This is a genomic window from Chania multitudinisentens RB-25, assembly GCF_000520015.2.
Lineage (GTDB): Bacteria > Pseudomonadota > Gammaproteobacteria > Enterobacterales > Enterobacteriaceae > Chania > Chania multitudinisentens.
On record NZ_CP007044.2, the window covers coordinates 1,551,726 to 1,577,676 of the forward strand.

The following is a 25,951-nucleotide window of genomic DNA, read 5'->3' on the forward strand; positions in this document are numbered from 1 at the left end:
AAATATATGTTGCGAATATCCCTAAAGGGACATAGCCGATAACCCCCACACTCCTGATAATCCGGGGGTATGGTAAAGGGAAAACGGGGTGCAGCAATGAATAACAATATCGAATCGTTAACCTACTACGCAGCGACCAAGAAATACGATCTGCGCTTCCCGACGTTGGAAGAGGATCTGGACGTTGATGTGGTGATCATCGGTGGTGGTTTTTCCGGTATCAACACCGCGTTGGAACTGGCGGAAAAAGGTATCACCAATATCGCCATTCTGGAGGGGCGTTATCTGGGCTACGGCGGCACCGGGCGCAACGGCGGCCAGGTGATGGCTGGGATTGGCCACGATCTGGAAAAAATCAAACGCCACGTTGGCCCGGCCGGGCTGGAGACTATCTTTAAAATCAGTAACCTCGGTGCTGGGATCATCCGTGAACGCATCAAAAAATACGCTATCAATGCCGATTTCTGCTTCGGTTATGGCTATCTGGGCAGTAACGCACGGCAAGAGAAAACCCTGCGTAGCTGGCTGAAGGAGTTCAAAGCGGTTTCACCGGATGAAGAGATTGAGCTTTATACCGGTTCTGAGGTGAAACAGGTGGTGGGGTCTGATGCTTATACCTGTGCGTTGAAGCATATGGGGGGTGGTCATGTTCATTCACTCAACCTATTGCTGGGAGAAGCGCAAGCCTTAACGGGTTATGGCGTGAAAATCTTTGAGAACAGCAGCGTGCTGAATGTGGAATACGGTTCGCGTATTACCGTGCGCACGGCGATGGGGTCGGTACGGGCCAAGAAAATGCTCTGGGCTTGTAACGGTTTCCTTAACGGTATGGAACCCTACATTTACCAAAAAACCATCAACACCTATGCCTTCCAACTGGCTACCGAACCGTTGTCTGATGAGCTGATCCGCCAGATCAGCCCGATCCGGGGGGCTTACAGCGACATCCGGCCAGTGATCGACTATTACCGTGTGACCAATGAGAACCGGCTGTTGTTTGGCAGCGCGACCCGCTTGATCGAATACATTCCGTCGGACTTGAAAGCCTGGAACCGTAACCTGATGTTGAAAGTGTTCCCCTATCTGAAAGACGTGAAGATCGATTTGGCCTGGGGCGGGCCGCTGTGTTGCAGCGCTAATTTGTTCCCGCAAATCGGCACATTGCCGCAGCACGACAATGTGTTTTACGTACAGGGTTATTCCGGTTTTGGTGTGACCCCGAGTCACATCGTTTGCAAAGTGTTGGCGGAAGGCATGAGTGAGGGTTCTGCGCGCTACGATCTGATGAGCTCGATCCCGCACGTTAATATTTTCGGTAAAGACAAACTGCGCCGGGTGATGACCACCGCTGGCAAAGTCTGGCACCAGACTTCGGGCTATTGGAAAGGTCGCCGTTAATCTTGGCCAAAATCCCACCATTGATTTTAAAAGGAAAAACCATGAAACCATTACTGCTTAAGCAAGCGTTACCGGAACTGCTGCACATTGGCAGCGTCAGTAATTTGGGGGCCACGGTGGTTGCAGGTGAACCTGAAGTGGGGGTAGCCATGATTTTTGGCGAACCCTCAGATAACCTGAATTGCGGGGTTTTCAGCTGTACCCGTGGTGCCTTCGTGATGGAGTACCCGTTTGCTGAACATGCCACCGTATGGGAAGGCACGGCAACGTTGACCAACGAAAACACCGGCGAGTCGGTGCACTACCAGGCCGGTGATTCCTGGTTTGTTGAAAAAGGCACCCCGGTACGCTGGGAAATTACCTCGGATCGCTTTGTTAAGCATTATCTGGCGATTGTCGAAGGCTAACGCTGAAAGGGGATAAAGCGATGACTGATATTACGCTGTTACCGCAGGTTACGGCATTTCTGGGCCGTGAGCATGGCCACTATATTAGCGGCCGGTTACTGGCAGGGGCAGGAACGGAAAAGTTTGCGGTGGTGAATCCGGCCACCGGGCAGGCCATTGCGCAGGTTGTTGAAGGTGGGCAGGAGGAAGTGGATGCCGCCATGCAGGCCGCGTTCGCCGCTTTCCACGGGGCCTGGGCACGGGTTTCGCCAATGGAGCGCGGTAATTGCCTGATGCGTTTGGCCGATCTGTTGCAGGCGCACCGTGAAGAACTGGCGCAGTTGGAAAGCCTGTGTTCCGGTAAAACCATCCAGTTGGCGCGTGGTCTGGAAATCGACATGGCTGCGCAATTTCTGCGCTACTTTGCCGGTTGGTCAAGCAAAATCAGCGGGGAAACGCTCAACGTTTCGTTACCTTCTTTCAGAGGTGAACAATACACGGCCTTCACCCGCCGCGAACCGCTGGGCGTGGTGGTAGGCATTATTCCGTGGAACTTCTCGATCATGATCGCCATCTGGAAGCTGGCAGCAGCGCTGACCTGCGGTTGTACGGTGGTGTTGAAGCCCAGTGAGTATACGCCGCTGACCATGTTGCGGGTGGCGGAGTTGGCGCAAGAAGCAGGGATCCCGGACGGCACGCTTAACGTCGTTAACGGTTCCGGCGCACGTCTGGGCCCGGCGTTAATCGCTCATCCCCATTGTGCGAAGGTGAGCTTTACCGGCTCAGTGCCAACCGGCATTGCCGTGGGGAAAGCGGCAATGGAACAGGGGATTGTACGCACCACGCTGGAATTGGGCGGCAAAAATGGCGCGGCATTCCTGGCGGATGTTTCAGTCGACAAGATGGTTGACGGCATTATTGAAGCGGGTTACCTGAATCAGGGGCAAATCTGCGCGGCGGCGGAGCGTTTTTATCTGCCAGACAGCCATATTGACGCGGTATTGGAAAAGCTGACGCAGCGTTTGGGGGCGATGAAAGTGGGATCGTCGCTGGATGAAACCACCGAGGTTGGGCCGTTGGCTAATGAAGCGCATTATCGCAAGGTGCTGGGCTTGTTCGATAAAGCGCGTGCCGAAGGCAGCCAGATTGTCTGCGGTGGTCATGCGCTGGCTGGCCCTGGTTTCTTTGTGGCACCCACGGCGATCCGCGCCACTGGGCCAGACGATTTGCTGATGCGGGAAGAAACCTTTGGCCCGGTGGGTACTTTCCTGGCCTATGACGATGAAGAACAGATGATCGCCATGATGAACGATTCGCCTTACGGCTTGGCGGCGAGCCTGTGGACTAACGATCTCAGCAAGGCGATGCGGATGATCCCGCGTATTGAGGCCGGTACGGTGTGGATCAATATGCACACTTTCCTCGATCCGGCATTGCCGTTTGGCGGGATGAAATCATCAGGGATTGGGCGTGAGTTTGGCAGCGCGTTTATTGAACATTATACCGAGCTGAAATCGGTGATGGTGCGGTATTGATTGATATCCTTGGTTTTTCAAGGCGTAGCGCTGTTGGCCGCAACTTGAAATCCATTGGGTATCAGGTGTTAATCCTCATCAAAGCCGGAATTAAACAGTTCAATCACTGCCGCCAGGGCTTGCTGTTCTTCCGGCCCGCTGGCTTCAATTTCGATCTGGCGACCCTGAGCGGAATCAAGCATCAGCAGGGCGATCACACTGCTGGCTTCCGCCTCGGTGCCGCTGTCATTACGCAACAGCACCTCAGCATTAAAACTCTGTACCAACTCAAACAGCTTCATCGCTGGCCGAGCATGCATGCCCAGCCGATTTTTGATTTCCACCGTTTGCTTGACCGTCATTGTTTACGTTTTTCCAGGGTGCGGTGACGGGATTGGACGTTCTTGCCGCGTGAACGGAAATAATCCGCCAGTTGTTCCGCCACGTACACCGAACGGTGTTTACCGCCGGTACAACCGATAGCGACGGTCAGATAGCTGCGGTTATTGGTTTCCAGCATTGGCAACCACAATTCCAGATAACTACGCGTCTGGTAGATGAAGTTATGCACTTCTGTGTGGCGATCGAGGAACGAGGCCACCGGTTTGTCCAGGCCAGTCATCGGACGCAGTTTCGGATCCCAGTGCGGGTTTGGCAGGAAGCGCACGTCAAACACATAGTCGGCATCAATAGGAATGCCGTGTTTGAAGCCGAAGGACTCGAACACCATGGTCAGTTCACGCTCGCGTTTACCCAACAGACGGGTGCGCAGCATTTCGGCCAGTTCGTGTACTGACATTTCTGAGGTATCGATGATCAGATCGGCTCGGGAACGCAGGGGTTCCAGCAAATCGCTTTCTTCATCAATCGCGCTTTCCAGCGACAAATTCTTGGCAGAAAGAGGATGCAGGCGACGGGTGTCACTGTAGCGGCGGATCAGGGTATTGCGATCGGCATCAAGAAACAGCAGTTGCGGTGAAAAGCTTTCCGGCAACTGAGTCATGGCATATTCGAACACTTCCGGTGATTCAGGCATGTTACGCACGTCGATGCTGACCGCCGCAGAGGTGTTGCGTTCCGCTAACGTTTGAGCAAGCTGCGGCAACAGCACCACGGGTAGGTTATCCACGCAGTAAAAACCCATATCTTCCAGCGCCCGCAAGGCGACGGATTTTCCTGAACCGGAACGGCCGCTGACAATCATCAGCACCATGTGGCAACTCCCCCTAGTAGATCAATGGCGTTCTCCGCCACCGTTAGGATCTTTATTATCCAGGCCGCAGCCCAGACGCATTATAGGCAAAACACCTTACTGGCAGTGACGCTGGCCAATGGTTATTCGGTAATGATTTGGTACAATTCTTCGTCACTTTGTGCAGCCCGCAGGCGGCGGCAGACGGTTTTATCCGCCAACCGTTTGGCAACCAGTGACAGAGTGTGTAAATGAGTTTTACATTGATCGGCCGGAACCAGCAATGCAAAAAGCAGATCAACCGGCTGATTATCAATAGCATCAAAGGCGATGGGTTGTTCAAGACGGATAAACACGCCGACGGCACGCAGTGTGTCTTCTTCCAGCTTGCCGTGGGGGATCGCGATACCGTTACCAATACCGGTACTGCCCATACGTTCCCGGGTCAGCACCGCATCGAATACCACCTGCGAAGGCAGGCTGAGCTGCTTGGCGGCCAATTCGCTGATAATTTCCAGTGCCCGTTTCTTACTGGTGCAGTGTACCGAGCTTCTGGTGCACTCGATGTTTAACACCGAGCTTAATTGCATTATTTCGTCGTTCATCTCATCTTCACTTAAAACCCCTCATTAAGCTCTCTTGCGGGCCATTTTGAATCCAGCCAGTGGTATGGCTGGTGAACTTCAAACTGCCTGTGCCGATGATGCTTGATGAATCGGTTTTTTGCCGGTTTAACCCTGGTGGCTTAACGGCACGTACCCATTCCGATAACGTGCCGCTGGTCGCCTGGTAGCCAATGGCTACGATTTAAGCTTAAGCTGTTACCGTACAGGGTAACGGCTTTTAATGTCAGTGGTGTTTGAGTTTGTCTTTATGTTTATTCAATTGGCGAGCCAGTTTATCAATCAGGCAGTCAATTGCAGCATACATATCTTCTTTTTCTGACGTGGCGTGCAACTCGCCTCCATTCACGTGCACCGTTGCTTCTGCAATCTGCTGCACTTTTTCCACACTGAGAACTACATACACCTGGTTGATGCGATCAAAATACTGTTCGAGTTTGGCAAACTTACTGTTCACGAACTCACGCATAGGGGCGGTGATCTCGATGTGGTGTCCGGTAATGTTGAGCTGCATAATGTCTTCCTTCTCTATTGAGGTCAAATCAACTGTTTGCGCTGATTTGACGGCGGGATGGACAAAGACTCTCGGTACTTAGCAACGGTACGCCGTGCCACCATGATCCCCTGATCGGAAAGCAATGTGGTGAGCTTGCTGTCGCTAAGCGGTTTAGCGGGGTTTTCCGCCGCAATTAATTTCTTCACCAACGCCCGGATCGCCGTGGAGGAGGCTTCGCCACCGCTATCGGTATTCACATGGCTGGAGAAGAAATATTTCAATTCAAAAATACCACGCGGGCTGTGCAGGAATTTCTGCGTAGTCACGCGTGAGATGGTCGATTCATGCATGTCCACGGCCTGGGCGATATCGGCCAGCACCATGGGTTTCATAAACTCTTCCCCCTGTTCAAAGAACGCTTCCTGCTGATCGACGATGCAGCGGGTCACTCTGAGCAGAGTATCGTTGCGGCTTTCCAGGCTTTTAATCAGCCATTTCGCTTCTTGCAGGTTGCTGCGGATAAACTGGCCGTCAGCATCGCTGCGCACGCGATTCCCAAGCGCAGCGTATTGTTGGTTGATCTTCAAACGCGGGATGCTGTCAGCATTGAGTTCAACCATCCATTTATCCTGTACTTTGTGCACCAGCACGTCGGGAATGACATACTCTGATTCACCGGTATTGATCGATTGCCCAGGGCGCGGATCGAGTGACTGAATCAGCAGCATCGCTTCTTTCAGTGTATCTTCTTTTGAGCGGGTTGTTCGCATCAGAGTGCGAAAGTCATGATTGGCTAGCAAATCCAGATGATCGCTAATGATCAATTTTGCTTCGGCCAGATAAGGGGTGTCTTTGGCGTATTGAGAAAGCTGGATCAGCAAACAGTCGCGCAGATCGCGCGCGGCGACGCCAATCGGGTCGAAACGCTGCACGCGCTTCAAAACTGCTTCGACTTCGTCAAGGGTTACGTTGTCATCACCGAGGCTTTCCAGAATATCTTCCAGTGTTACGGTGAGATAGCCGGTATCATCAACGGCGTCGACAATCGAGGTCGCAATGGCGGCATCGGTATCGGAAAACGGCGTCAGATCGACCTGCCACATCAGGTAATCTTGCAGCGTTTGGGTGGTTTCCCCCTGATAGACCGGTAATTCGTCATCGCTGTAATCAGTGCCGGTGCCGGACGGCGTGCCCGCCGTGTAGATTTCGTCCCAGGTGGCGTCCAGAGGCAGTTCTTCGGGCATCTCTTTTTGTTCCAATGCCTCGCGGGTATCCAACTCTTCGGTATCAGGGCTCTCTTTGGCGTCAATCTCGTCGTGCGGGTCGGTTTGTTCAAGCAATGGGTTGCTCTCTAACGCTAATTGGATCTCCTGCTGGAGTTCAAGCGTGGACAATTGCAGCAGGCGTATTGCTTGCTGCAATTGTGGAGTCATGGCCAGTTGTTGGCTGAGTCTGAGTTGCAAACCTTGCTTCATAGTTTTCAGTTTACTTCCGTTAGCGGTTGCCGTGAGGCATGTATACCCTTCTTAATCTCTTGCAGCTACAGCCAACAGCGCCGCAACGCCAAATATTTCGGGTATCGCTGGGATCTAGAGGCGGAACTCTTCGCCCAGATAAACGCGTTTCACTTGCTCATCAGCCAGAATAGCATCTGGTGTGCCATGGGCAATCAATTTGCCTTGGCTGACGATGTAAGCACGTTCACAGACATCCAGCGTTTCACGCACGTTATGGTCGGTGATTAGCACGCCCAGGCCGCTATCACGCAAATGCTCAATGATCTTCTTGATATCGATGACGGAAATGGGGTCAACCCCGGCAAAAGGCTCATCCAGCAGGATGAATTTCGGGTTAGCGGCCAACGCGCGGGCAATTTCCACGCGGCGGCGTTCACCACCGGAAAGTGACTGGCCCAGATTGTTACGCAGGTGGGAGATATGAAATTCCTCCATCAATTCTACGGCACGATCATCACGCTGTTCGCGAGTGAGATCGTCACGGATTTCCAGCACCGCCATCAGGTTGTCGTACACGCTCAGGCGGCGGAAAATGGAGGCTTCCTGCGGTAAATAACCGATGCCACGGCGCGCACGGGCATGCAGTGGCAGAATGCTGATATCTTCTTCATCGATCACGATGCGCCCAGCATCGCGCTGGACGATACCAACCACCATGTAGAACGTGGTGGTTTTACCCGCACCGTTTGGCCCCAACAGGCCAACGATTTCGCCGGATTTCACTTTCAGACTGACGTCTTCAACGACTTTGCGGCCTTTATAGGCTTTTGCCAAGTTTTCTGCGATGAGTGTTGCCATAAGTGATTAGTTACTCTTCTTTTGACCGTTTTTGTCTTGCAACTGTGATGGCACCAGAACCGTCGTCACGCGTTTGCCTTTATCGCTGGACGCTTGCATCTGCTGCTGCTGCACCAGATAGGTGATGTTGTCACCCTGCACATTGCTGTCCAACTGTTCTAGATAGGCGTTACCGGTGAGTGTGACCAGTTGGGTTGCAACGTCGTAACGCACTTTCTGGGCATGGCCTTTCACCGGCTTGCCATTATCCTGCATCTGGTAGAAGGTTACCGGTTTCCCGAAAGCTTCAATATAGGTTTTGTTCTGATCGCCGTCGGGACGGGTAACCACCACTTTATCGGCTTTGATCTCAATAGTGCCTTGTTTGATCACCACTTCGTCGGTGAATGTGCTGACGTTGCTCTGCATATCCAGAGCCTGTTTCAGCGAATTGATACTCACGGGTTGCTCTGAGTCGGATTTCAACGCCAAGGCCGGGGTGCTGGTGGCCAGAATGCAGCTGACGAGCAACAGATTACGGAGTTGTTTTTTGGTTCTGAATTTCATAGTTGGTCTTGACCTTATCAATCAGCTCGGCGGTTTTCTCCCGCAGATTCCCACGCATTTTCATGCCTTTAGAGGTAAAATTCGTCCCAAAAAGAGTCACTTCATCGTCGGAAGAAACATCTTGTGTGATTAGATTAATCTGGGCGTTATCTGTTTTAATTTTTTCCAGCTGTGAGGTGGTCGTCAGGCTGTTCACCTCAACGTTGCCGTACAGATACAGCATACGCTCTTTGGTCAGTTTGGCGCGATCGGCGCGTATCGACCAGGTTGGTAAGGCATACTCATCAAACAACGTCATCACCGGCTGGGTGAACCAGCTTAATTCATCTTCGGTGTAATATTTCACCTCCTCGGCCACCAGTTTATAACTCAGTTTACCGGTTGGGTTGTAGACAACCGTGACCGTATGTTGGCTTTGGTAAGTGGGATCTTGGAGATTAACCGGTGCAGAGGGGCTGTCATAGTTGATATCAGCCATGTTCCAACCGATCAGCGCCAAAGCGATCACAAGCAGTACGATGGAGATCCAGAGTTTGGTTTTACTCATATCGACAACCCTTTGGCCCCTTCCAGCTTGTTTTGAGCCAAAAGAATCAGATCGCACAGTTCCCGTACTGCACCGCGCCCACCAGCAATCTGGGTGACGTAATGAGCGCGCGGCGTTAACAGCGGATGTGCATCCGCCACAGCTACCGCCAGACCCACTTCGGCCATCACCGGCCAGTCGATCAGATCGTCACCGATGTAGGCAACTTCATCGGGGGCCAGCGACAGTTTATCTAACAGTTCGCGAAAGGCTAACAGCTTATCGGATTGCCCCTGATATAAATGGGATATATCCAGGGTTTTGGCCCGATCTTCCAGCAACTTGGCAGAACGGCCTGTGATAATGGCGACTTCGATGCCTGAGGTTTTCAGGCAGCAGATCCCGTAGCCGTCGCGCACATTGAAGGCTTTCAGTTCTTCGCCATGGTTGCCCATGTAGATCAGGCCGTCTGACAGCACTCCATCAACATCACAAATCAGCAGACGGATCTTCCCGGCTCGTGCCATGACATCTTCTGTGACTGGCCCATAGCAGGTTTCAACCATACTCATTCACTTGGTTCCTTTCATTAAACGACACCGGCGCGCAGCATGTCATGCATATGTATCACACCCAACAACTGGTCACCATCAGCCACCAGCACGGCGGTGATATGGCGTTGCTGCATCAGATTAAGTGCATCAACGGCCAGCATGTTCGGGCGCACCCGAATCCCCCCCAGCGTCATTACATCGGCGATTTTAGCATTGTTGAGGTCGATACCCATATCGAATACCCGGCGTAAGTCACCGTCGGTAAAGATACCGGCGATCTTCATGAGATCGTCACAAATCACGGTCATACCCAGATTTTTACGGGTGATTTCCAATAAAGCATCACGTAGCGAGGCATCGGCACTGACGCGTGGGAGCTCATCGCCACTGTGCATAATATCACTGGCACGCAGCAGCAGGCGGCGGCCAAGCGCCCCGCCAGGGTGCGAGAGCGCGAAATCTTCTGGCGTAAAGCCGCGTGCTTTCAGCAACGCCACCGCCAAGGCATCTCCCATGACCAAGGTAGCGGTGGTGCTGGTGGTGGGAGCCAGGCCGAGCGGGCAGGCTTCTTGCGGCACCTTGATGCACAGGTGGACTTCTGCTGCTTTACCCATGGTGCTTTCCGGGTTGCTGGTCATGCAAATCAGCGGGATTTGCTGGCGTTTCAACACCGGGATCAGGGCCAGGATCTCATTGGATTCACCGGAATTGGAAATGGCCAACACGATGTCCTGTGGTGAAACCATGCCAAGATCACCGTGACTGGCTTCCGCAGGGTGGACGAAGAATGCCGGGGTGCCGGTGCTGGCGAGGGTAGCGGCAATCTTGCAACCGACATGGCCGGATTTCCCCATTCCCATCACAATGACTTTGCCATAGCAGGCGGCGATCATTTTACAGGCGTGGGTGAAGTCGGCATTGATGTATTGAGCAAGCTGGGCCAGGCCCTCACGCTCAATCTGGAGCACCTCTTTGCCTGCCTGCTGAAAATCAAAGCCCGGTTGCAATTGTATCGTCGACATACTCATTCTCGTTAGTTAACCGAACGTGCTGAAAGGGTTAAAGAACAGCACCGCAAGATACGCAATAAAACCACATAATAACAGAGCACCAGCCAGATGGTTGATACGATGTTTACGCCCAAGGCACAAGGCGCTGAGCAGGATACTGGCTACCAGCATGACCCAATAATCGCGCCGGAAGGCAGCAGGATCGATGCTGCCCGGCGACAGCAGGGCAGGGACGCCCAGAACAATCACCGTGTTAAAAATATTAGAGCCAATGATATTACCAATCGCCATATCATCCTCACCCTTTAGTGCTCCGGCGATGGATGTAGCCAATTCAGGCAGACTGGTACCGATGGCAATCAGCGTCAGGCCAACGACCAGCTCGCTTAGACCAAAGTGGTGTGCGATCGCGGTAGCGTTGTCGATGATCATCTTTGAAGATAGTGGCAGGATGGTGAATGCCAACACCAGCCACAACACCGCCACCGTGTTGCTGCTGTCTTGCGGTAATTCAGCGATCTGTTCCATGGTCAGGCTGTCATTGCCTTGGTGTTGTGCCAGCCGGGCAATACGTAGCATCAGCAGAATAAACCCGGCGGCAGTGGCCAGCAATAAGAATCCGTCCAGTCGGCTGAGGGTGTTATCCATCAGCACAAAACCGCATAACAGGGTAACGATCAGCAGCAACGGCAGTTCGCGCCGCAGGATTTCCGAACGCACCGCCAACGGGTGGATCAGGGCGGCAACTCCCAGAATCAGTAAAATATTAGCGATGTTGGAACCCAACACGTTGCCCACGGCCATGTCCGTCTGCCCGTTCAGCGCAGCCGTGATCGAAACAATCAATTCTGGCAATGAGGTGCCGATGCCGACAACGGTCATACCGATGATCAACGGGGGAACGCCCAGAGAGCGGCTGATCACTGCTGCGCCGTAAACTAATCGATCGGCACCATACACTAATAGAAATAAACCAACGATTAACAATACTATCGCGAGAAACATGCAGGGTCCTTTAATGGGAGCATACCCGTCATACTTCACGTTGCATGTGCCTCGGCTACACTCGCTTGCCGCCTTACTGCAACTCGAATTATTTAGGGTATCATCCCCCGTTTTTTTCGTGTTGCAGAGTGGTTGGTTGGGCACTTTCACCCCAGTCACTAAATGATGCAAGAACCAGGGGAACATGCTTGCCTGCCTGGCTACAACGTGAAATCCATCAGGTGCTATCCCAGTTCGTTGGTAAAGCCGCAATTCGGCCATCTTGCTTGCCCATCGTTGTGCAACGTACCGCCGCAGCAACGGATTTTCCCGGCTAAACCCGCCATACCTCAAATTGCACGCGTGTTGGCTTTGTTACTCAGCCCCTTCGGGGCCAGCCGCACACGCTGTTCAAAAACGCCTTGGCGTTCTTGCCCTGCAACGCGAATTATTTAGGGTATAAAAATCGAACAGTTTTATTTTTTGCGTTATTTCTTAATTTTGACTGTCTGAAGCCTAAAAGTAAAACCCATGGCATCATTGGTAGCGAAATAGCGGTAATCTTTTGTAAAAATAAGACGCATCTTGTCAGTTGCTTTAACATCAGGGATAAATCTAATGTCAGGCCTCACTGTTCAATGTGGGGCTGGCCTTTAGCAAGAATGAGTTGTAGAGGATCAATCAACATGCACCAGAAGGCAGATAATCTGGTCGAAGTGCGCGGCATGAGTTTCTCTCGTGGCGATCGGCTGATATTTGAAGACATTAACCTGACGGTTCCCCGTGGTAAGGTAACGGCGATCATGGGGCCATCAGGGATTGGTAAAACGACGTTGTTACGGCTGATTGGCGGTCAATTGGCCCCAGATTGCGGTGAAATCTGGTTTGATGGTGATAATATTCCTGCACTGTCACGTCCTCAATTGTATGAAGCGCGTAAGAAAATGAGCATGCTGTTTCAATCGGGGGCATTGTTCACCGATCTGACGGTATTTGAGAACGTGGCTTTTCCGCTGCGTGAGCACAGCCGCTTGCCGGAACCGATATTGCGCAGCACGGTAATGATGAAGCTTGAGGCGGTGGGGCTGCGTGGTGCCGCCGAACTGATGCCAAATGAGCTTTCCGGCGGGATGGCGCGGCGTGCTGCGTTGGCGCGGGCGATTGCGTTGGACCCGGAATTGATCATGTTTGACGAACCCTTCGTTGGCCAGGACCCCATCACAATGGGGGTGTTGGTAAAATTGATCGATGAGCTGAACCATGCGCTGGGCATCACTTGTATCGTGGTCTCACATGATGTGCCAGAAGTGTTGAGTATTGCGGATTACGCCTATATCGTGGCGGATCAACATGTGATTGCCGAAGGAACTGCGCCGCAGCTACAGAATAACCCTGATGCGCGTGTGCGCCAGTTTTTGGATGGTATTGCCGATGGGCCAGTACCGTTCCGCTATCCAGCCAAGGATTACCAGACCGAGCTTTTAGAGGAAGGGAGTAAATAACTTCATGTTTTTACAGGCGTTAGCGTCTTTAGGGCGCCGAGGGATTGATACCAGCGCGGCTTTTGGGCGCGCCGGGTTGATGCTATTCCATGCGTTAGTCGGGCGCCCGGAGCCGCATAAACAGTGGCCGCTGCTGATTAAACAACTGTACAGCGTGGGCGTACAGTCTCTGTTGATTATCATAGTGTCCGGTGTGTTTATCGGGATGGTGTTGGGGCTCCAGGGATATATTGTTCTCACCACCTACAGCGCAGAAGCCAGCCTGGGCATGATAGTCGCGTTATCGCTGCTGCGTGAATTGGGCCCGGTCGTTACGGCGTTGCTGTTTGCTGGCCGTGCGGGTTCGGCATTAACCGCCGAGATCGGGTTGATGAAGGCCACTGAGCAAGTCTCCAGCCTGGAAATGATGGCGGTTGACCCACTGCGGCGCATCGTTGCCCCGCGTTTTTGGGCTGGGTTGATCAGCATGCCACTGCTGACCATCATTTTTGTTGCCGTGGGGATCTGGGGCGGTTCGATGGTGGGGGTGGATTGGAAGGGAATCGACAGCGGTTTCTTCTGGTCGGCTATGCAAGGCGCCGTTGAATGGCACAAGGATTTACTCAACTGTTTGATCAAAAGTGTGGTATTTGGCATTACCGTGACCTGGATTGCGATCTTCAACGGCTATGATGCAATACCGACTTCTGAAGGGATTAGCCGTGCAACGACGCGTACCGTGGTACATTCGTCACTGGCGGTGTTGGGATTGGATTTCGTGCTGACAGCACTGATGTTTGGGAATTGATTCGATGCAAACGAAGAAGAATGAAATCTGGGTAGGTGCGTTTATGCTGATTGCGCTGTGTGCTGTCATCTTCCTCTGTCTCCAGGTAGCCAATATTAGATCGATCGGCAATGAGCCGACTTACCGTATTTATGCCACATTCGATAATATCGGCGGTTTGAAAGTACGCTCTCCAGTAAGGATCGGTGGGGTGACGATTGGCCGGGTAGCAGAAGTTTCACTGGATCTGAAAACCTACACTCCGCGTGTGGCGCTGGATATTCAGGAGAAATATAATCAACTGCCAGATACCAGTTCCCTGGCGATCCGCACCTCGGGTCTGTTGGGGGAGCAGTATCTGGCGTTGAATGTCGGCTTTGAAGATCCCGACATGGGAACGAGCATCCTGAAGGATGGCGGAACCATTCAGGACACCAAATCAGCGATGGTTCTGGAAGATCTTATCGGTCAGTTCTTGTACAAGAGTGGTGGCCAGGATGATGCGGCTAAACCGGCAGATGCCGCTGCGCAAACTGCACCAAGTCACTAAAAGAGGGAAGCTCGCATGTTTAAACGTTTACTGATGGTTGCGCTGTTGGTGCTGGCACCGCAGGTCTTTGCGGTCGATCAGACCAATCCTTACAGCCTGATGCAGGATGCCGCAGAGAAAACCTTCACACACCTGACAAATGAGCAGTCCAAAATCAGGCAAGACCCCAACTATCTGCGCACTATTGTGCATCAGGAACTGATGCCGTTTGTGCAGGTGAAATATGCCGGTGCTCTGGTGCTGGGCCGTTATTACAAAGAGGCTACTCCGGCGCAGCGTGAGGCTTATTTCACCGCTTTCCAAGCTTATCTGGAGCAGGCTTATGGCCAGGCACTGGCGATGTATCATGGGCAAACTTACCAGATTGAGCCTGCTCAACCGATAGGTGATGCAGATATTGTCGCTATCCGTGTGACAATCCTCGATAACGGTGGCCGCCCGCCAGTGCGCCTGGATTTCCAATGGCGCAAAAACAGCAAGACGGGTTATTGGCAGGCATATGACATGATCGCCGAAGGCGTCAGCATGATTACCACTAAACAGAATGAGTGGGCGTCGATCCTGCGTACCAAAGGCATTGACGGTTTGACTCAACTGTTGCAGTCGGCAGCGCAGCAGCCGATTACTTTGGATAAAAAAAGCTGATGGCTGAGGGGCTGAATTGGGAGTCACAACAGCAACGGTTGATCCTGCGTGGCGAACTTACGCGGGAAACATTGCTGCCCCTGTGGCAACAACGTGAGGCGCTGATGGTGGATAAAACCAGCATTGACGTGGCGCAGTTGCAGCGTGTTGACTCTTCTGGCCTGGCATTGCTGTTGCATTTACGTGAGCAGCAGCGCCAGCAGGGTGTAGCGTTAACCATTTCCGGTGCGACAGAGCGGCTGAAAACGTTGATTACGCTTTATAATCTGCAAGCGATAATGCCTGCGGATACCGTCAGTTAGCCAAATTTAGGTTGGCTGTGGGGGAAGTACGCTGAAGCTCCTGTTATTCAGGGGCTTCTTCTTTAAGTTTAAGAAAGTGCTGGATTCCACTAAAATACGAAGCCGTGTCCTGTAATTGCTCCAGCCCTGAAAGCCCGCGTTGTGCTATGTTTTCCCTCCGCTTTGATGTTGTGATGGCATCGTGGTTAATCGTGGGGCACCACTGGGCTAATGATGATCCTTTTGATACAGAACTGGATACTATGGAAAATAGTGAAATTAAAGATGTACTGATGCGAGCATTGGTACTGGATGAAGTGCATGTGACCGGCGATGGCAGCCACTTCCAGGTTATTGTGGTTGGTGAACTGTTTGCCACCTTGAGCCGTGTCAAAAAACAGCAAACGGTCTATGCGCCGCTGATGGAATACATCGCGGACAACCGCATTCATGCTTTGTCGATCAAAACATACACGCCGGAAGAGTGGCGGCGGGATCGCAAACTTAACGGATTTTAAGGCTGTTTGCCCTACAAGGCAGGCCGCTTAGAACCAATAACAGAGAAGAGTTAAATGGATAAATTTCGTGTGCAGGGCCGGACCCGTTTAAGCGGGGAAGTGACCATTTCTGGGGCGAAGAATGCAGCCCTGCCGATCCTGTTCGCCGCGTTGCTGGCGGAAGAGCCTGTAGAGTTACAGAATGTCCCGAAGTTAAAGGACATTGACACGACCATCAAATTACTCAACCAGTTAGGCACTAAAATCGAGCGTAATGGCTCGGTGTTTGTTGATGCCAGTGAAGTGAATGAGTTTTGTGCGCCTTACGATCTGGTGAAAACCATGCGGGCATCCATCTGGGCCTTGGGGCCATTGGTGGCACGTTTTGGCCGTGGTCAGGTTTCGCTGCCTGGTGGTTGTGCCATTGGCGCACGCCCGGTTGATTTACACATTACCGGCCTGGAGCAACTGGGCGCTGAAATCAGGCTGGAAGAGGGCTACGTCAAGGCTTCCGTAGATGGGCGTTTGAAAGGCGCACACATCGTGATGGATAAGGTCAGCGTAGGCGCGACCGTAACCATCATGAGTGCGGCAACTCTGGCAACGGGCACCACGATCATTGAAAACGCGGCGCGTGAACCCGAAATTGTTGATACTGCCGGCTTCCTCAACATGCTGGGAGCCAAAATCAGCGGTGCAGGCACCGATCGGATCACCATTGAAGGCGTTGAACGCTTGGGCGGCGGGGTTTATCGCGTATTGCCGGATCGTATCGAAACCGGTACGTTCCTGGTCGCTGCGGCGGTTTCCGGTGGCAAGGTGCTGTGCCGCAATACTCGCCCAGATACATTGGATGCGGTGTTGGCCAAGCTACGTGAAGCCGGGGCTGATATCGAAGTCGGGGCTGACTGGATCCGTCTGGATATGCACGGCAAACGCCCGAAGGCGGTGACCGTGCGTACTGCCCCACATCCTGGTTTCCCAACCGATATGCAGGCGCAGTTCAGCTTGCTGAACCTGGTGGCGGAAGGAACCGGCGTGATCACCGAAACCATCTTCGAAAACCGTTTTATGCATGTCCCTGAGCTGATTCGTATGGGCGCGCAGGCGGAGATTGAAAGCAATACTGTGATTTGCCACGGCGTTGAACAACTTTCCGGTGCACAGGTGATGGCGACGGATCTGCGTGCTTCTGCCAGCCTGGTTTTGGCGGGTTGCATTGCCGAAGGTGTGACTATTATTGACCGTATCTATCACATCGACCGTGGCTATGAGCGTATCGAGGATAAGCTGCGTGCGCTGGGGGCGAATATTGAACGCGTGAAAGGTGATTAACGGCGGGTGACTGGCTGTTTGCTGCTAGCAGAGAAAAAATCCCGCTTTGTCGGGATTTTTCATTTCAGTTGTTATCTTCCGGGAATTCTCCCACGGTCATCTTTAGCGTCAGGCGTTGGCCATCACGCAAGACCACGACAGGGATCTCGGTGCCTGGGCGGATTTCTGCCACCTGATCCATAGTTTCCAGCACGGCAACCGCCGGTTTGTTATTGACATTGATAATGATGTCATTGATTTCGAAACCCGCGCTAGCGGCAGGCCCGGTGGGAGTGATCTCGGTGATGACAATGCCTTGCAGGCGATCAATCCCGGTATTGGATGTGCGTACCGGAATGATTTCTTTCCCCTGAATGCCAAAGTAACCACGGATCACGCGGCCATCGCGGATCAGCTTATCCATGATCTTGGTTGCCAGTTCCGTAGGAATGGCAAAACCCAAACCTTCGGGGGTTTCCCCATCGGTGATTTTGTCGTAAGTGAGAGTATTGATCCCCATCAATTCACCCAGTGAATTGACCAGTGCTCCGCCGGAGTTGCCACGGTTGATGGAGGCGTCGGTTTGCAGGAAAGTTTGCCGCCCGGTGGTGCTCAAGCTGATGCGGCCGGTGGCACTGATAATCCCTTGAGTGACGGTTTGCCCCAGATTGTAAGGATTGCCGATCGCCAGCACCACATCACCGATGTGGGCCGGGCGTTGCGTATTGATCGGGATTACGGGCAAATTACCGGGATCAATTTTCAATACCGCCAAATCGGTCAGGCTATCAGAACCGACCAGCAGCGCCTCATAACGGCGGCCATCCTGTAGGACGACGGTAATCTGCTGAGCATCTTTGATCACATGGCGATTGGTAATGATGTAACCACGTTCATTCATGATCACACCGGAACCCAGCGAAAGTACGTTGGTTGCACCGCTCATGTTACGGTTATAGATATTCACAACGGCAGGGGCCGCGCGGCGCACGCCAGTATTGTAGCTGGCGGGGATTTCATCGCGGGTACTATCCGGTTTGCTGGCAAAAATATTATTGGAAGAGCGCAATACGGGCAGAATAGCCAACAATAAGCCAGCGACAATCAAACCAATAATAATCGAACGAAAAAGCTTAGCAAACATGGAGTTTTAGTCTGCGAAAGAGAAGATAAAAGGAGGATAGCATGAGTTAACCGGGCGCAGTATGCCACTGAGCCCGGTTTTTAAAGAAATTAACGCAGCAGTAGATAAATGTTTTCGCCGCCACGCACAATATTAAGTGCTGCCACGGTTGGCTTGGCATCAAGCTGTTTACGCAATGCGCTAATGCTTTCTGTCCGTTCGCGGTTAATGCCGATGATTACATCCCCTTTCTGCAAACCGATCTGAGCAGCTGGCGTTCCTTTCTCAACATTTTCAATTTTCACGCCTTTGTCGCCGTTTGGCAGCGCACTGTTACTGAGTGAAGCACCTTGCAGTGAGGGAGAAAGCGTTTCGGCGTTAGTGGTGGCATTTTCGCTGTTATCCAGGGTTACCGAAACATCCATCGGTTTCCCTTCACGCAGCAGCCCTACCTTGATGGTGGTGCCCGGTGGCGTCGTACCGACTTTAGCGCGCAATTCGGCAAAACTGTTGATCGGTTTACCTTCAATGGAAACCAGAATATCGCCTGCTTTGATACCGGCTTTCGCGGCTGCGGATTTCGGCAGAACTTCGCTAACAAAGGCACCGCGCTGTACGTCAGTATTAAAGGCTTTCCCTATATCGGCGGTCATTTCGCTGCCTTTGATCCCTAATAGGCCGCGTTTGACTTCGCCAAACTCAATCAATTGCTGGCTCAAACTTTGCACCATATTGCTTGGGATCGCAAAACCGATACCAATGTTGCCACCGCCTGGTGCCAGGATCGCCGTGTTGATACCGATCAGTTCACCGTTGAGGTTCACCAAGGCACCACCGGAATTACCGCGGTTGATCGAAGCATCGGTCTGAATGAAGTTTTCCAGCCCTTCCAGATTCAGGCCGCTACGGCCCAGCGCAGAGATAATGCCGGAGGTGGCAGTTTGACCAAGGCCGAAGGGGTTACCGACGGCCACGGCGAAGTCACCCACCCGCAGTTTGTCGGAGTCTGCCATTTTAACGGCGGTCAGATTTTTGGCATCGCTTACCTGTAGTAGAGCAATGTCGGATTGTTCGTCACGGCCAATCAGTTTGGCATCGTATTCACGGCCATCATTGAGCTGGATGCTGATCTTATCGGCGTTATTGATAACGTGATTGTTGGTGAGAATATAACCTTTCTCCACATCAATAATAACGCCTGAACCCAATCCCTCAAAAGGGCGTGAATTTGGCTGTTGTGATGGCATATTGGGGCCGAAGAAGAATTTAAACTCCTCCGGTAACTGCTGGCGCTGCTGTATCTGAGTGCCCTCTACACGCACGCTCACTACGGCAGGCAGGACTTTTTCCAGCATCGGTGCCAGGCTTGGCAGCGGCTGCCCTTCAACGGCAACCGGCATCACTGCGTTGGCTGTGGGTACAGAAGTGAGCGTCAGGCTAATGCTCATGGCTAATGCGCTAAGAATTAATGACTTTTTCTTCATTGATAATAACTCTCTCAATACCTGCCGATGAAATTCTGATGATAAAGCAATAACAATATCATGGTGAGTGTATACCCATCATACTCCAAGTTGCGGTGCATTGGCGTAGTGCTTGCCCTGGCTGAGCTTCCTGCAACTCAAGCTATTTAAGGTATAAGACCGTGAATTTGCGCGAAAAGTTCATTTAATCGTCGGTGTTAAGAATAGCTCAGGCGTTGGGGAAGGGGCAGGAGGAAGCAAAAAAAACCCGCGGATGGCCCACGGGTTGATGTAGATAAAGGGATCAATCGCGCGGTGGCGCGCTGCGTAGTAAGCCGGATGCTCCTTCGGAATAGTCACGTGGCATTTCCACCGGAGCCTGATCGTTATCCGCTTCGGTTAGACGATAGCGGAACGGGTTATCTTGTATCGGCAGGTCCGGCAACAGGTTGTTGGAGCTCTTCGCCATGTGCTGATACAACAAGCGATAGTCGCGTGCCATGTTATCCAGCAGTTCAGCACTGCGGGCAAAATGCCCAACCAGCTCTTGGCGGTATTCTTCAAGCTCGGTTTTGCTTTTATCCAACTCGTCTTGCAAGGCTTGTTGTTGACGTAATTTACGGTTCCCAAAACGCATCGCTACCGCACCAATCACGATACCGACGACCAAACCAATCAGCGCATACTCCCAGGTCATGATGACTCCTCTTTTGACTTCGTTGTTCCGCAGGGATTTTTTACTTAATAATATCCACTATAACCGTTAACCTTGTTCGAGTGGAATCCTGATAAACCATTACCTGATGTTTATAGGGGGTTCTCGCTGGCCACAGCGCCGATAAATGTGGTGATCAGGGTGCGAAGCGGCACCAACACGCTGCGAAAATTGGCTAAATAAATTCTCAGAGTTCTTAGGGATCTTCGAATAAATGCAGGCACAGTCACCATTATCTCGCTACCAGTGTGCGCTGGATGCGGGGGAATATCAGGCCGATGCGGTTCAGCGCCAGGCTATTACGCGGTTGGATCATATTTATCAGGCGTTGCTGCAAAGACCTGTTGCAGGTGCTGCTGCCGGTGGTTTACGTAGCGCATTCAGCCGCCTGTGGGGGAAAAACAGCCCAGCAGCGAATTCGCGGCCTGTTCAGGGGTTGTATATGTGGGGAGGGGTTGGCCGGGGCAAAACCTGGCTGATGGATACGTTTTTCCATAGTCTGCCTGGTGAACGTAAACTGCGGCTGCATTTCCATCGTTTTATGCTGCGGGTGCACGAAGAACTGACTGAATTACAAGGGCAAGAAAACCCGTTAGAGATCATTGCAGATAGTTTCAAGACGCAGACCGACGTGCTGTGCTTCGATGAGTTTTTCGTCTCAGATATCACGGACGCGATGTTGCTGGCAACGCTGTTGCAGGCGCTGTTCGCACGTGGGATTACGTTGGTGGCCACCTCTAATATTCCGCCTGATAACCTCTATCATAATGGTTTACAACGGGCACGATTCCTGCCGGCGATAGCGTTGATCAAGGAGTATTGTGACGTGATGAACGTTGATGCTGGTATTGATTACCGCTTGCGTACCCTGACACAAGCGCATCTGTATCTGACGCCGCTCAATGAATCAACGCGGGAAACGATGGATCATATTTTCCTGAAGCTGGCGGGTAAAGTAGGAGATGAGGCTCCGGTGCTGCAAATCAATCATCGGCCCCTGCCAACCCTGCGTGCCGTGGATGGCGTGCTGGCTGTGGATTTCCATACTCTGTGCGAAGAAGCGCGCAGCCAGTTGGATTACATCGCCCTGTCGCGTTTATACCATAGTGTGATGTTGTATAATGTGCGCATTATGGGGCCGCTGAAAGAAAATACGGCTCGCCGTTTTTTGGCATTGGTGGATGAGTTTTACGAACGCCATGTCAAACTGGTCATCGCGGCAGAAACATCAATGTTCGAAATTTATCAGGGTGAGCGGCTGAAATTTGAATTCCAACGCTGCCTGTCACGGTTGCAGGAAATGCAGAGTGAAGAGTATCTGAAATTACCTCACTTGCCATAAATTCGTCGTAATTTGCAGGTGGGGGATTCGCGTTTTGCCTGCCTGCAAGCTGGAGAGGTTTTAGGGGTAAATCCGTTTTTGCCACAAAAACTGTTCGACCTTTGTGGGCGACTTCTCTATAATCCTGCGACCCCACGTTACAACAAAGTTTTTTTCCCAAAAACTTTATAGTGCCGGCAATGGCTATTCGAAGGGGTAGGTTTGCTGGACTTGATGGTCGTGTGAGCCTCAACTGTTTTCCAGCGTTGGGTGAACACCTGCGTGTAACTAAATTATTGGGTAAGCTTTTAATGAAAACTTTTACAGCTAAACCAGAAACCGTAAAACGCGACTGGTATGTTGTTGATGCAGACGGTAAAACTTTAGGCCGTCTCGCTACTGAACTGGCTCGTCGCCTGCGCGGCAAGCATAAAGCGGAATACACCCCGCACGTTGATACCGGTGATTACATCATCGTTCTGAACGCAGAAAAAGTTGCTGTTACCGGCAACAAGCGTAACGACAAGATGTACTACCGCTACACCGGTTACGTCGGTGGTCTGAAAGAAGCGACCTTTGAAGAGATGATTGCTCGCCATCCTGAGCGTGTGATTGAAATCGCGGTTAAAGGCATGCTGCCGAAGGGCCCGCTGGGTCGTGCAATGTACCGTAAACTGAAAGTTTACGCGGGCAATGAGCACAATCACGCGGCACAGCAACCGCAAGTTCTGGACATTTAATCGGGATTATAGGCAATGGCTGAAAATCAATACTACGGCACTGGTCGCCGCAAAAGCTCCGCCGCTCGCGTTTTCATCAAGCCGGGCAACGGTAATATCGTTATCAACCAGCGCAGCCTGGAACAGTACTTCGGTCGCGAAACTGCCCGCATGGTAGTTCGTCAGCCGCTGGAACTGGTCGACATGGTTGGCAAACTGGATCTGTACATCACCGTTAAGGGTGGTGGTATCTCCGGTCAAGCTGGCGCTATCCGTCACGGTATCACCCGTGCACTGATGGAGTATGACGAAACTCTGCGTGGCGAACTGCGTAAAGCAGGCTTCGTTACTCGTGACGCTCGTCAGGTTGAACGTAAGAAAGTCGGTCTGCGTAAAGCACGTCGCCGTCCACAGTTCTCCAAGCGTTAATCTTTGCTGCCTCGGCAGTGCGGTTTACGCAAAAACCCGGTGTTTCACCGGGTTTTTTTATGCCTGAAATTTTCGTCAGTGCTTTGAAAATAGGTGGCATGAAGACAATTCAACAGGAAATCGCCGCTGGGTTCCCACAAAACAATCAGAATCTGGTAGACTACCACCCACTTTTGCGCCTGTTCGCTGTGCAGTTGCTGTCAGCCTATCTCCGAGGCCGGTTTTTATGACCTCGGGTTTGCCTGTGTGCTGCTGGCTTGGGGTCAAGATTATTCAGGATAGCAGCCTGAGAGACCCAATAGATTTCAAATTGCGGTAAAGTTACGGTTTGAAAGACGATGGGAAGTTGGCTATTCGCAGTATTTTCTAGATAAACTTGGAGGTTTTCATGGCTGTCGCTGCCAACAAACGTTCGGTAATGACGCTGTTTTCTGGCCCGACCGACATTTTTAGCCATCAAGTACGTATCGTACTGGCAGAGAAAGGTGTCAGCGTCGAGATCGAGCAGGTTGAACCAGATAACCTGCCGCAGGATCTGATTGACCTCAATCCTTACCAAACGGTACCTACGCTGGTTGATCGCGAACTGACCCTGTATGAATCCCGCATCATCATGGAATATCTTGATGAGCGTTTTCCACACCCGCCGTTGATGCCGGTGTATCCGGTTGCGCGCGGTGAAAGCCGCCTGATGATGCTGCGCATTGAGAAAAACTGGTACTCGCTGATGTACAAAATTGAGCAGAGTAACGGTCAGGATGCGGAATCAGCACGCCGTCAACTGCGTGAAGAACTGTTGGCTATTGCGCCAATCTTCGGTCAGACGCCGTATTTCATGAGTGAAGAATTTAGTTTGGTGGATTGCTACCTGGCACCGTTGCTGTGGCGTTTGCCGCAACTGGGTATTGAATTGAGCGGTGCAGGTTCTAAAGAGTTGAAAGGCTACATGACCCGCGTGTTCGAGCGTGATGCCTTCTTGGCTTCTCTGACCGAAGCTGAGCGCGAAATGCGCCTGCAAACTCGGGGCTAAACGTCATGGACATGTCTCAGATGACCCCGCGCAGGCCTTATTTGTTGCGGGCATTCTATGACTGGTTGCTGGATAATCAACTGACTCCGCATCTGGTGGTGGATGTCACTTATCCTGATGTACAGGTGCCGATGGAGTTTGCCCGCGATGGCCAGATTGTGCTGAACATTGCACCGCGCGCTGTGGGTAACTTGCAATTGGGTGATAACGACGTAAGTTTTAGCGCCCGTTTTGGTGGCGTGCCACGCCAGGTGCTGGTGCCTATGGCCGCCGTGCTGGCAATTTATGCGCGTGAGAATGGGGCTGGCACCCTATTTGAACCCGAAGCTGCGTATGAAGCGGAAGGGGGGAGCGAAGGGTTCGATGAGGCCATTCCTCCTGAGAACCTGATATCCGTGGTCGACAGCGAGCGTTCTGATACTCATGATGATGAACCGCCGCAGCCGCCACGCGGTGGTGGTCGCCCGGCGTTGCGCGTTGTGAAGTAAACCGTGTAACAGTTTAAAAGGCTCAACAGATTGTTGGGCCTTTTTTATTACGGGCAGGTTGTTGTGTTGTACTGGAACGGCTGAAAAAATCAGGGGCCAGCAGTGCTGGCCCCTATGACAAAACGCCGCTGAAACGGTGCCCGGTTATACTTCCAGATAACTCATGATGCCTTCGGCGGCTTTGCGCCCTTCGGCTATCGCAGTCACCACCAGATCAGAACCACGCACTGCATCACCACCGGCGAAGATCTTCGGGTTGCTGGTCTGAAATGCATTATCGATGTTTTCCGGCGCCACAATACGGCCTTGTTGATCGAACTGTACGCCATGTGCTGCCAGCCAGTCCATTTGGTGTGGGCGAAAACCAAAGGCCATCACGACGGCGTCTGCGTCAAGCACATATTCAGAGCCCGCCACCTGCTCGGCAACCTGGCGGCCATTGGCATCCGGGGCTCCCAACTGCGTCCGCACCATCTTCACACCCGCAACGCGGCCTGCGCCGTTTAACTCAATGCTCAGCGGTTGCAGGTTGAATTGGAATTCTACTCCTTCCTCACGCGCATTTTTCACTTCACGTTTGGAACCCGGCATGTTGATTTCGTCACGGCGATAGGCGCAGGTTACCTGGGTGGCGCCTTGGCGAATGGAGGTACGTACACAGTCCATTGCGGTGTCACCACCGCCGAGTACCACGACGCGCTTACCTTCCATGCTGACATAGGGTTCGTGCTGTTCGGCGGCATAACCCATCAATTGTTTGGTATTGGCGATCAGGAATGGCAGGGCATCATAAACGCCTGGCGCTTCTTCATTCGCCAACCCGCCGCGCATGGATTGGTAAGTGCCCACGCCAAGGAACACTGCATCATATTCATTGAGCAGCGTTTCCATGGTGATGTCTTTACCTACTTCGGTATTGAGCTGGAACTCAATGCCCATCTCGCTGAAAATCTCGCGGCGTTTGATCATCACCTCTTTTTCCAGCTTGAAGGCCGGAATGCCGAAGGTCAGCAGGCCGCCGATTTCTGGATGGCGATCATAGACTATCGCTTTGACCCCGTTACGGGCCAGCACATCGGCACAGGCCAGGCCCGCAGGGCCAGCGCCGATCACTGCCACACGTTTGCCGGTTGGATGCACGTGGGACATATCCGGCTTCCAACCCATCTCGATGGCTTTATCATTGATATAGCGTTCGATATTGCCGATGGTAACCGCACCAAACTCGTCATTCAGAGTGCAGGAACCTTCGCATAAACGGTCTTGCGGGCAAACACGGCCACAAACTTCCGGCAGGCTATTGGTCTGGTGTGCCAAGTCTGCCGCTTCCATAATACGGCCTTCATTCGCCAGCTTCAGCCAGTTCGGAATGTAGTTATGCACCGGGCATTTCCATTCACAATATGGGTTACCGCAAGACAGACAACGATCGGCCTGCGCTTTCGCTTGGGTTTCCGAAAACGGCTCGTAAATCTCTACAAACTCAATTTTACGGATCTTCAGCGGTTTCTTTGGCGGATCAACACGCTGTAGGTCGATAAATTGGTAAACATTCTGACTCATT

At 52.3% G+C, this 25,951-nt stretch carries 30 protein-coding genes; 15 read left to right on the top strand and 15 right to left on the bottom strand.

The genetic code is table 11. The features are described 5' to 3' along the window. The first annotated feature begins 96 nt into the window (after positions 1-96). From Z042_RS06780 to Z042_RS06790, 3 genes are read left to right on the top strand one after another with little or no spacing between them, the layout of a single operon-like run. Entirely contained in the window at positions 97-1,398 is a 1,302-nt protein-coding gene (locus Z042_RS06780; RefSeq protein ID WP_024911087.1) for an NAD(P)/FAD-dependent oxidoreductase, read from the top strand. A 41-nt stretch (positions 1,399-1,439) separates the two neighbouring features. After that, positions 1,440-1,805 carry a cupin domain-containing protein gene (locus tag Z042_RS06785; RefSeq protein ID WP_024911088.1) on the top strand — a complete coding sequence of 122 codons (366 nt, stop codon included), beginning with the start codon at positions 1,440-1,442 and terminating at the stop codon, positions 1,803-1,805. Between the two features lie 20 nt (positions 1,806-1,825). After that, positions 1,826-3,319, top strand: a complete 1,494-nt coding sequence (locus Z042_RS06790; RefSeq protein ID WP_024911089.1) for an aldehyde dehydrogenase family protein — start codon at positions 1,826-1,828, stop codon at positions 3,317-3,319. 68 nt (positions 3,320-3,387) lie between these two features. On the opposite strand, the gene npr is transcribed toward Z042_RS06790, so the two are convergent. The 11 genes from npr to Z042_RS06845 all read right to left on the bottom strand — a co-directional run bounded on the left by npr (position 3,388) and on the right by Z042_RS06845 (position 11,565). Next, on the bottom strand, positions 3,388-3,660 hold the full coding sequence (gene npr, locus Z042_RS06795) for a PTS phosphocarrier protein NPr (RefSeq protein ID WP_024911090.1): 273 nt from the start codon (positions 3,658-3,660) through the stop codon (positions 3,388-3,390). After that, positions 3,657-4,511, bottom strand: a complete 855-nt coding sequence (rapZ, locus tag Z042_RS06800) for an RNase adapter RapZ (RefSeq protein ID WP_024911091.1) — start codon at positions 4,509-4,511, stop codon at positions 3,657-3,659. The genes npr and rapZ overlap by 4 nt, the downstream gene beginning before the upstream one ends. A gap of 122 nt (positions 4,512-4,633) precedes the next feature. After that, positions 4,634-5,095, bottom strand: a complete 462-nt coding sequence (gene ptsN / locus Z042_RS06805) for a PTS IIA-like nitrogen regulatory protein PtsN (protein WP_024911092.1) — start codon at positions 5,093-5,095, stop codon at positions 4,634-4,636. A 244-nt stretch (positions 5,096-5,339) separates the two neighbouring features. Continuing rightward, positions 5,340-5,627 (bottom strand): ribosome hibernation promoting factor, encoded by a 288-nt coding sequence (gene hpf / locus Z042_RS06810; protein ID WP_024911093.1) that lies wholly within the window; start codon positions 5,625-5,627, stop codon positions 5,340-5,342. Between the two features lie 23 nt (positions 5,628-5,650). Further along, positions 5,651-7,084, bottom strand: a complete 1,434-nt coding sequence (gene rpoN / locus Z042_RS06815; protein ID WP_024911094.1) for an RNA polymerase factor sigma-54 — start codon at positions 7,082-7,084, stop codon at positions 5,651-5,653. A 114-nt stretch (positions 7,085-7,198) separates the two neighbouring features. Next, positions 7,199-7,924, bottom strand: a complete 726-nt coding sequence (gene lptB / locus Z042_RS06820) for an LPS export ABC transporter ATP-binding protein (protein WP_037406003.1) — start codon at positions 7,922-7,924, stop codon at positions 7,199-7,201. 6 nt (positions 7,925-7,930) lie between these two features. Further along, a complete protein-coding gene (gene lptA, locus Z042_RS06825) occupies positions 7,931-8,470 on the bottom strand; it encodes a lipopolysaccharide ABC transporter substrate-binding protein LptA (protein WP_024911097.1) in 540 nt (179 codons plus the stop codon). After that, positions 8,439-9,017 carry an LPS export ABC transporter periplasmic protein LptC gene (gene lptC, locus Z042_RS06830; RefSeq protein ID WP_024911098.1) on the bottom strand — a complete coding sequence of 193 codons (579 nt, stop codon included), beginning with the start codon at positions 9,015-9,017 and terminating at the stop codon, positions 8,439-8,441. Before lptC ends, lptA begins: the two co-directional genes overlap by 32 nt. Next, on the bottom strand, positions 9,014-9,568 hold the full coding sequence (gene kdsC, locus Z042_RS06835) for a 3-deoxy-manno-octulosonate-8-phosphatase KdsC (protein WP_024911099.1): 555 nt from the start codon (positions 9,566-9,568) through the stop codon (positions 9,014-9,016). The genes lptC and kdsC overlap by 4 nt, the downstream gene beginning before the upstream one ends. Positions 9,569-9,585: 17 nt before the next feature. Continuing rightward, positions 9,586-10,572, bottom strand: a complete 987-nt coding sequence (gene kdsD / locus Z042_RS06840) for an arabinose-5-phosphate isomerase KdsD (protein WP_024911100.1) — start codon at positions 10,570-10,572, stop codon at positions 9,586-9,588. A gap of 15 nt (positions 10,573-10,587) precedes the next feature. Continuing rightward, a complete protein-coding gene (locus Z042_RS06845) occupies positions 10,588-11,565 on the bottom strand; it encodes a calcium/sodium antiporter (RefSeq protein ID WP_024911101.1) in 978 nt (325 codons plus the stop codon). Positions 11,566-12,230: 665 nt separating this feature from the next. Between Z042_RS06845 and mlaF the strand changes: the two genes are divergently transcribed. From mlaF to murA, 7 genes are all read left to right on the top strand, one after another. Then, entirely contained in the window at positions 12,231-13,046 is an 816-nt protein-coding gene (gene mlaF, locus Z042_RS06850; RefSeq protein WP_024911102.1) for a phospholipid ABC transporter ATP-binding protein MlaF, read from the top strand. A gap of 4 nt (positions 13,047-13,050) precedes the next feature. Next, positions 13,051-13,833 carry a lipid asymmetry maintenance ABC transporter permease subunit MlaE gene (gene mlaE / locus Z042_RS06855; RefSeq protein WP_024911103.1) on the top strand — a complete coding sequence of 261 codons (783 nt, stop codon included), beginning with the start codon at positions 13,051-13,053 and terminating at the stop codon, positions 13,831-13,833. Between the two features lie 4 nt (positions 13,834-13,837). Then, positions 13,838-14,362 (top strand): outer membrane lipid asymmetry maintenance protein MlaD, encoded by a 525-nt coding sequence (mlaD, locus tag Z042_RS06860; RefSeq protein WP_024911104.1) that lies wholly within the window; start codon positions 13,838-13,840, stop codon positions 14,360-14,362. A 15-nt stretch (positions 14,363-14,377) separates the two neighbouring features. After that, a complete protein-coding gene (gene mlaC, locus Z042_RS06865; protein ID WP_024911105.1) occupies positions 14,378-15,007 on the top strand; it encodes a phospholipid-binding protein MlaC in 630 nt (209 codons plus the stop codon). Further along, entirely contained in the window at positions 15,007-15,309 is a 303-nt protein-coding gene (gene mlaB, locus Z042_RS06870) for a lipid asymmetry maintenance protein MlaB (protein WP_024911106.1), read from the top strand. Before mlaC ends, mlaB begins: the two co-directional genes overlap by 1 nt. Before the next feature lie 242 nt (positions 15,310-15,551). Then, positions 15,552-15,806, top strand: coding sequence for a BolA family iron metabolism protein IbaG (gene ibaG, locus Z042_RS06875; protein WP_024911107.1), 255 nt, complete (start codon positions 15,552-15,554; stop codon positions 15,804-15,806). A 54-nt stretch (positions 15,807-15,860) separates the two neighbouring features. Further along, on the top strand, positions 15,861-17,120 hold the full coding sequence (gene murA / locus Z042_RS06880) for a UDP-N-acetylglucosamine 1-carboxyvinyltransferase (RefSeq protein ID WP_024911108.1): 1,260 nt from the start codon (positions 15,861-15,863) through the stop codon (positions 17,118-17,120). Between the two features lie 64 nt (positions 17,121-17,184). On the opposite strand, the gene degS is transcribed toward murA, so the two are convergent. From degS to zapG, 3 genes are all read right to left on the bottom strand, one after another. Then, positions 17,185-18,243, bottom strand: coding sequence for an outer membrane-stress sensor serine endopeptidase DegS (degS, locus tag Z042_RS06885; protein ID WP_024911109.1), 1,059 nt, complete (start codon positions 18,241-18,243; stop codon positions 17,185-17,187). Positions 18,244-18,332: 89 nt separating this feature from the next. Next, positions 18,333-19,706, bottom strand: coding sequence for a serine endoprotease DegQ (gene degQ / locus Z042_RS06890; protein ID WP_024911110.1), 1,374 nt, complete (start codon positions 19,704-19,706; stop codon positions 18,333-18,335). Positions 19,707-19,989: 283 nt separating this feature from the next. After that, complete coding sequence (zapG, locus tag Z042_RS06895) at positions 19,990-20,382, bottom strand: Z-ring associated protein ZapG (protein ID WP_024911111.1); 393 nt, start codon at positions 20,380-20,382, stop codon at positions 19,990-19,992. A 232-nt stretch (positions 20,383-20,614) separates the two neighbouring features. Here zapG and zapE point away from each other — a divergent pair, with 232 nt between their 5' ends. The 5 genes from zapE to sspB all read left to right on the top strand — a co-directional run bounded on the left by zapE (position 20,615) and on the right by sspB (position 24,387). After that, a complete protein-coding gene (gene zapE, locus Z042_RS06900; RefSeq protein WP_024911112.1) occupies positions 20,615-21,742 on the top strand; it encodes a cell division protein ZapE in 1,128 nt (375 codons plus the stop codon). A 290-nt stretch (positions 21,743-22,032) separates the two neighbouring features. Beyond that, positions 22,033-22,461 (top strand): 50S ribosomal protein L13, encoded by a 429-nt coding sequence (rplM, locus tag Z042_RS06905; protein WP_024911113.1) that lies wholly within the window; start codon positions 22,033-22,035, stop codon positions 22,459-22,461. 15 nt (positions 22,462-22,476) lie between these two features. After that, positions 22,477-22,869: a 30S ribosomal protein S9 gene (rpsI, locus tag Z042_RS06910; RefSeq protein WP_024911114.1), complete on the top strand. Its 393-nt coding sequence runs from the start codon at positions 22,477-22,479 to the stop codon at positions 22,867-22,869. Positions 22,870-23,257: 388 nt separating this feature from the next. After that, entirely contained in the window at positions 23,258-23,899 is a 642-nt protein-coding gene (gene sspA / locus Z042_RS06915) for a stringent starvation protein SspA (RefSeq protein ID WP_024911115.1), read from the top strand. 5 nt (positions 23,900-23,904) lie between these two features. Further along, positions 23,905-24,387, top strand: a complete 483-nt coding sequence (gene sspB / locus Z042_RS06920; RefSeq protein ID WP_037406008.1) for a ClpXP protease specificity-enhancing factor — start codon at positions 23,905-23,907, stop codon at positions 24,385-24,387. 144 nt (positions 24,388-24,531) lie between these two features. Here sspB and Z042_RS06925 read toward each other — a convergent pair whose 3' ends face one another. Further along, positions 24,532-25,950, bottom strand: coding sequence for a glutamate synthase small subunit (locus tag Z042_RS06925; protein WP_024911117.1), 1,419 nt, complete (start codon positions 25,948-25,950; stop codon positions 24,532-24,534). Position 25,951 lies beyond the last annotated feature (1 nt).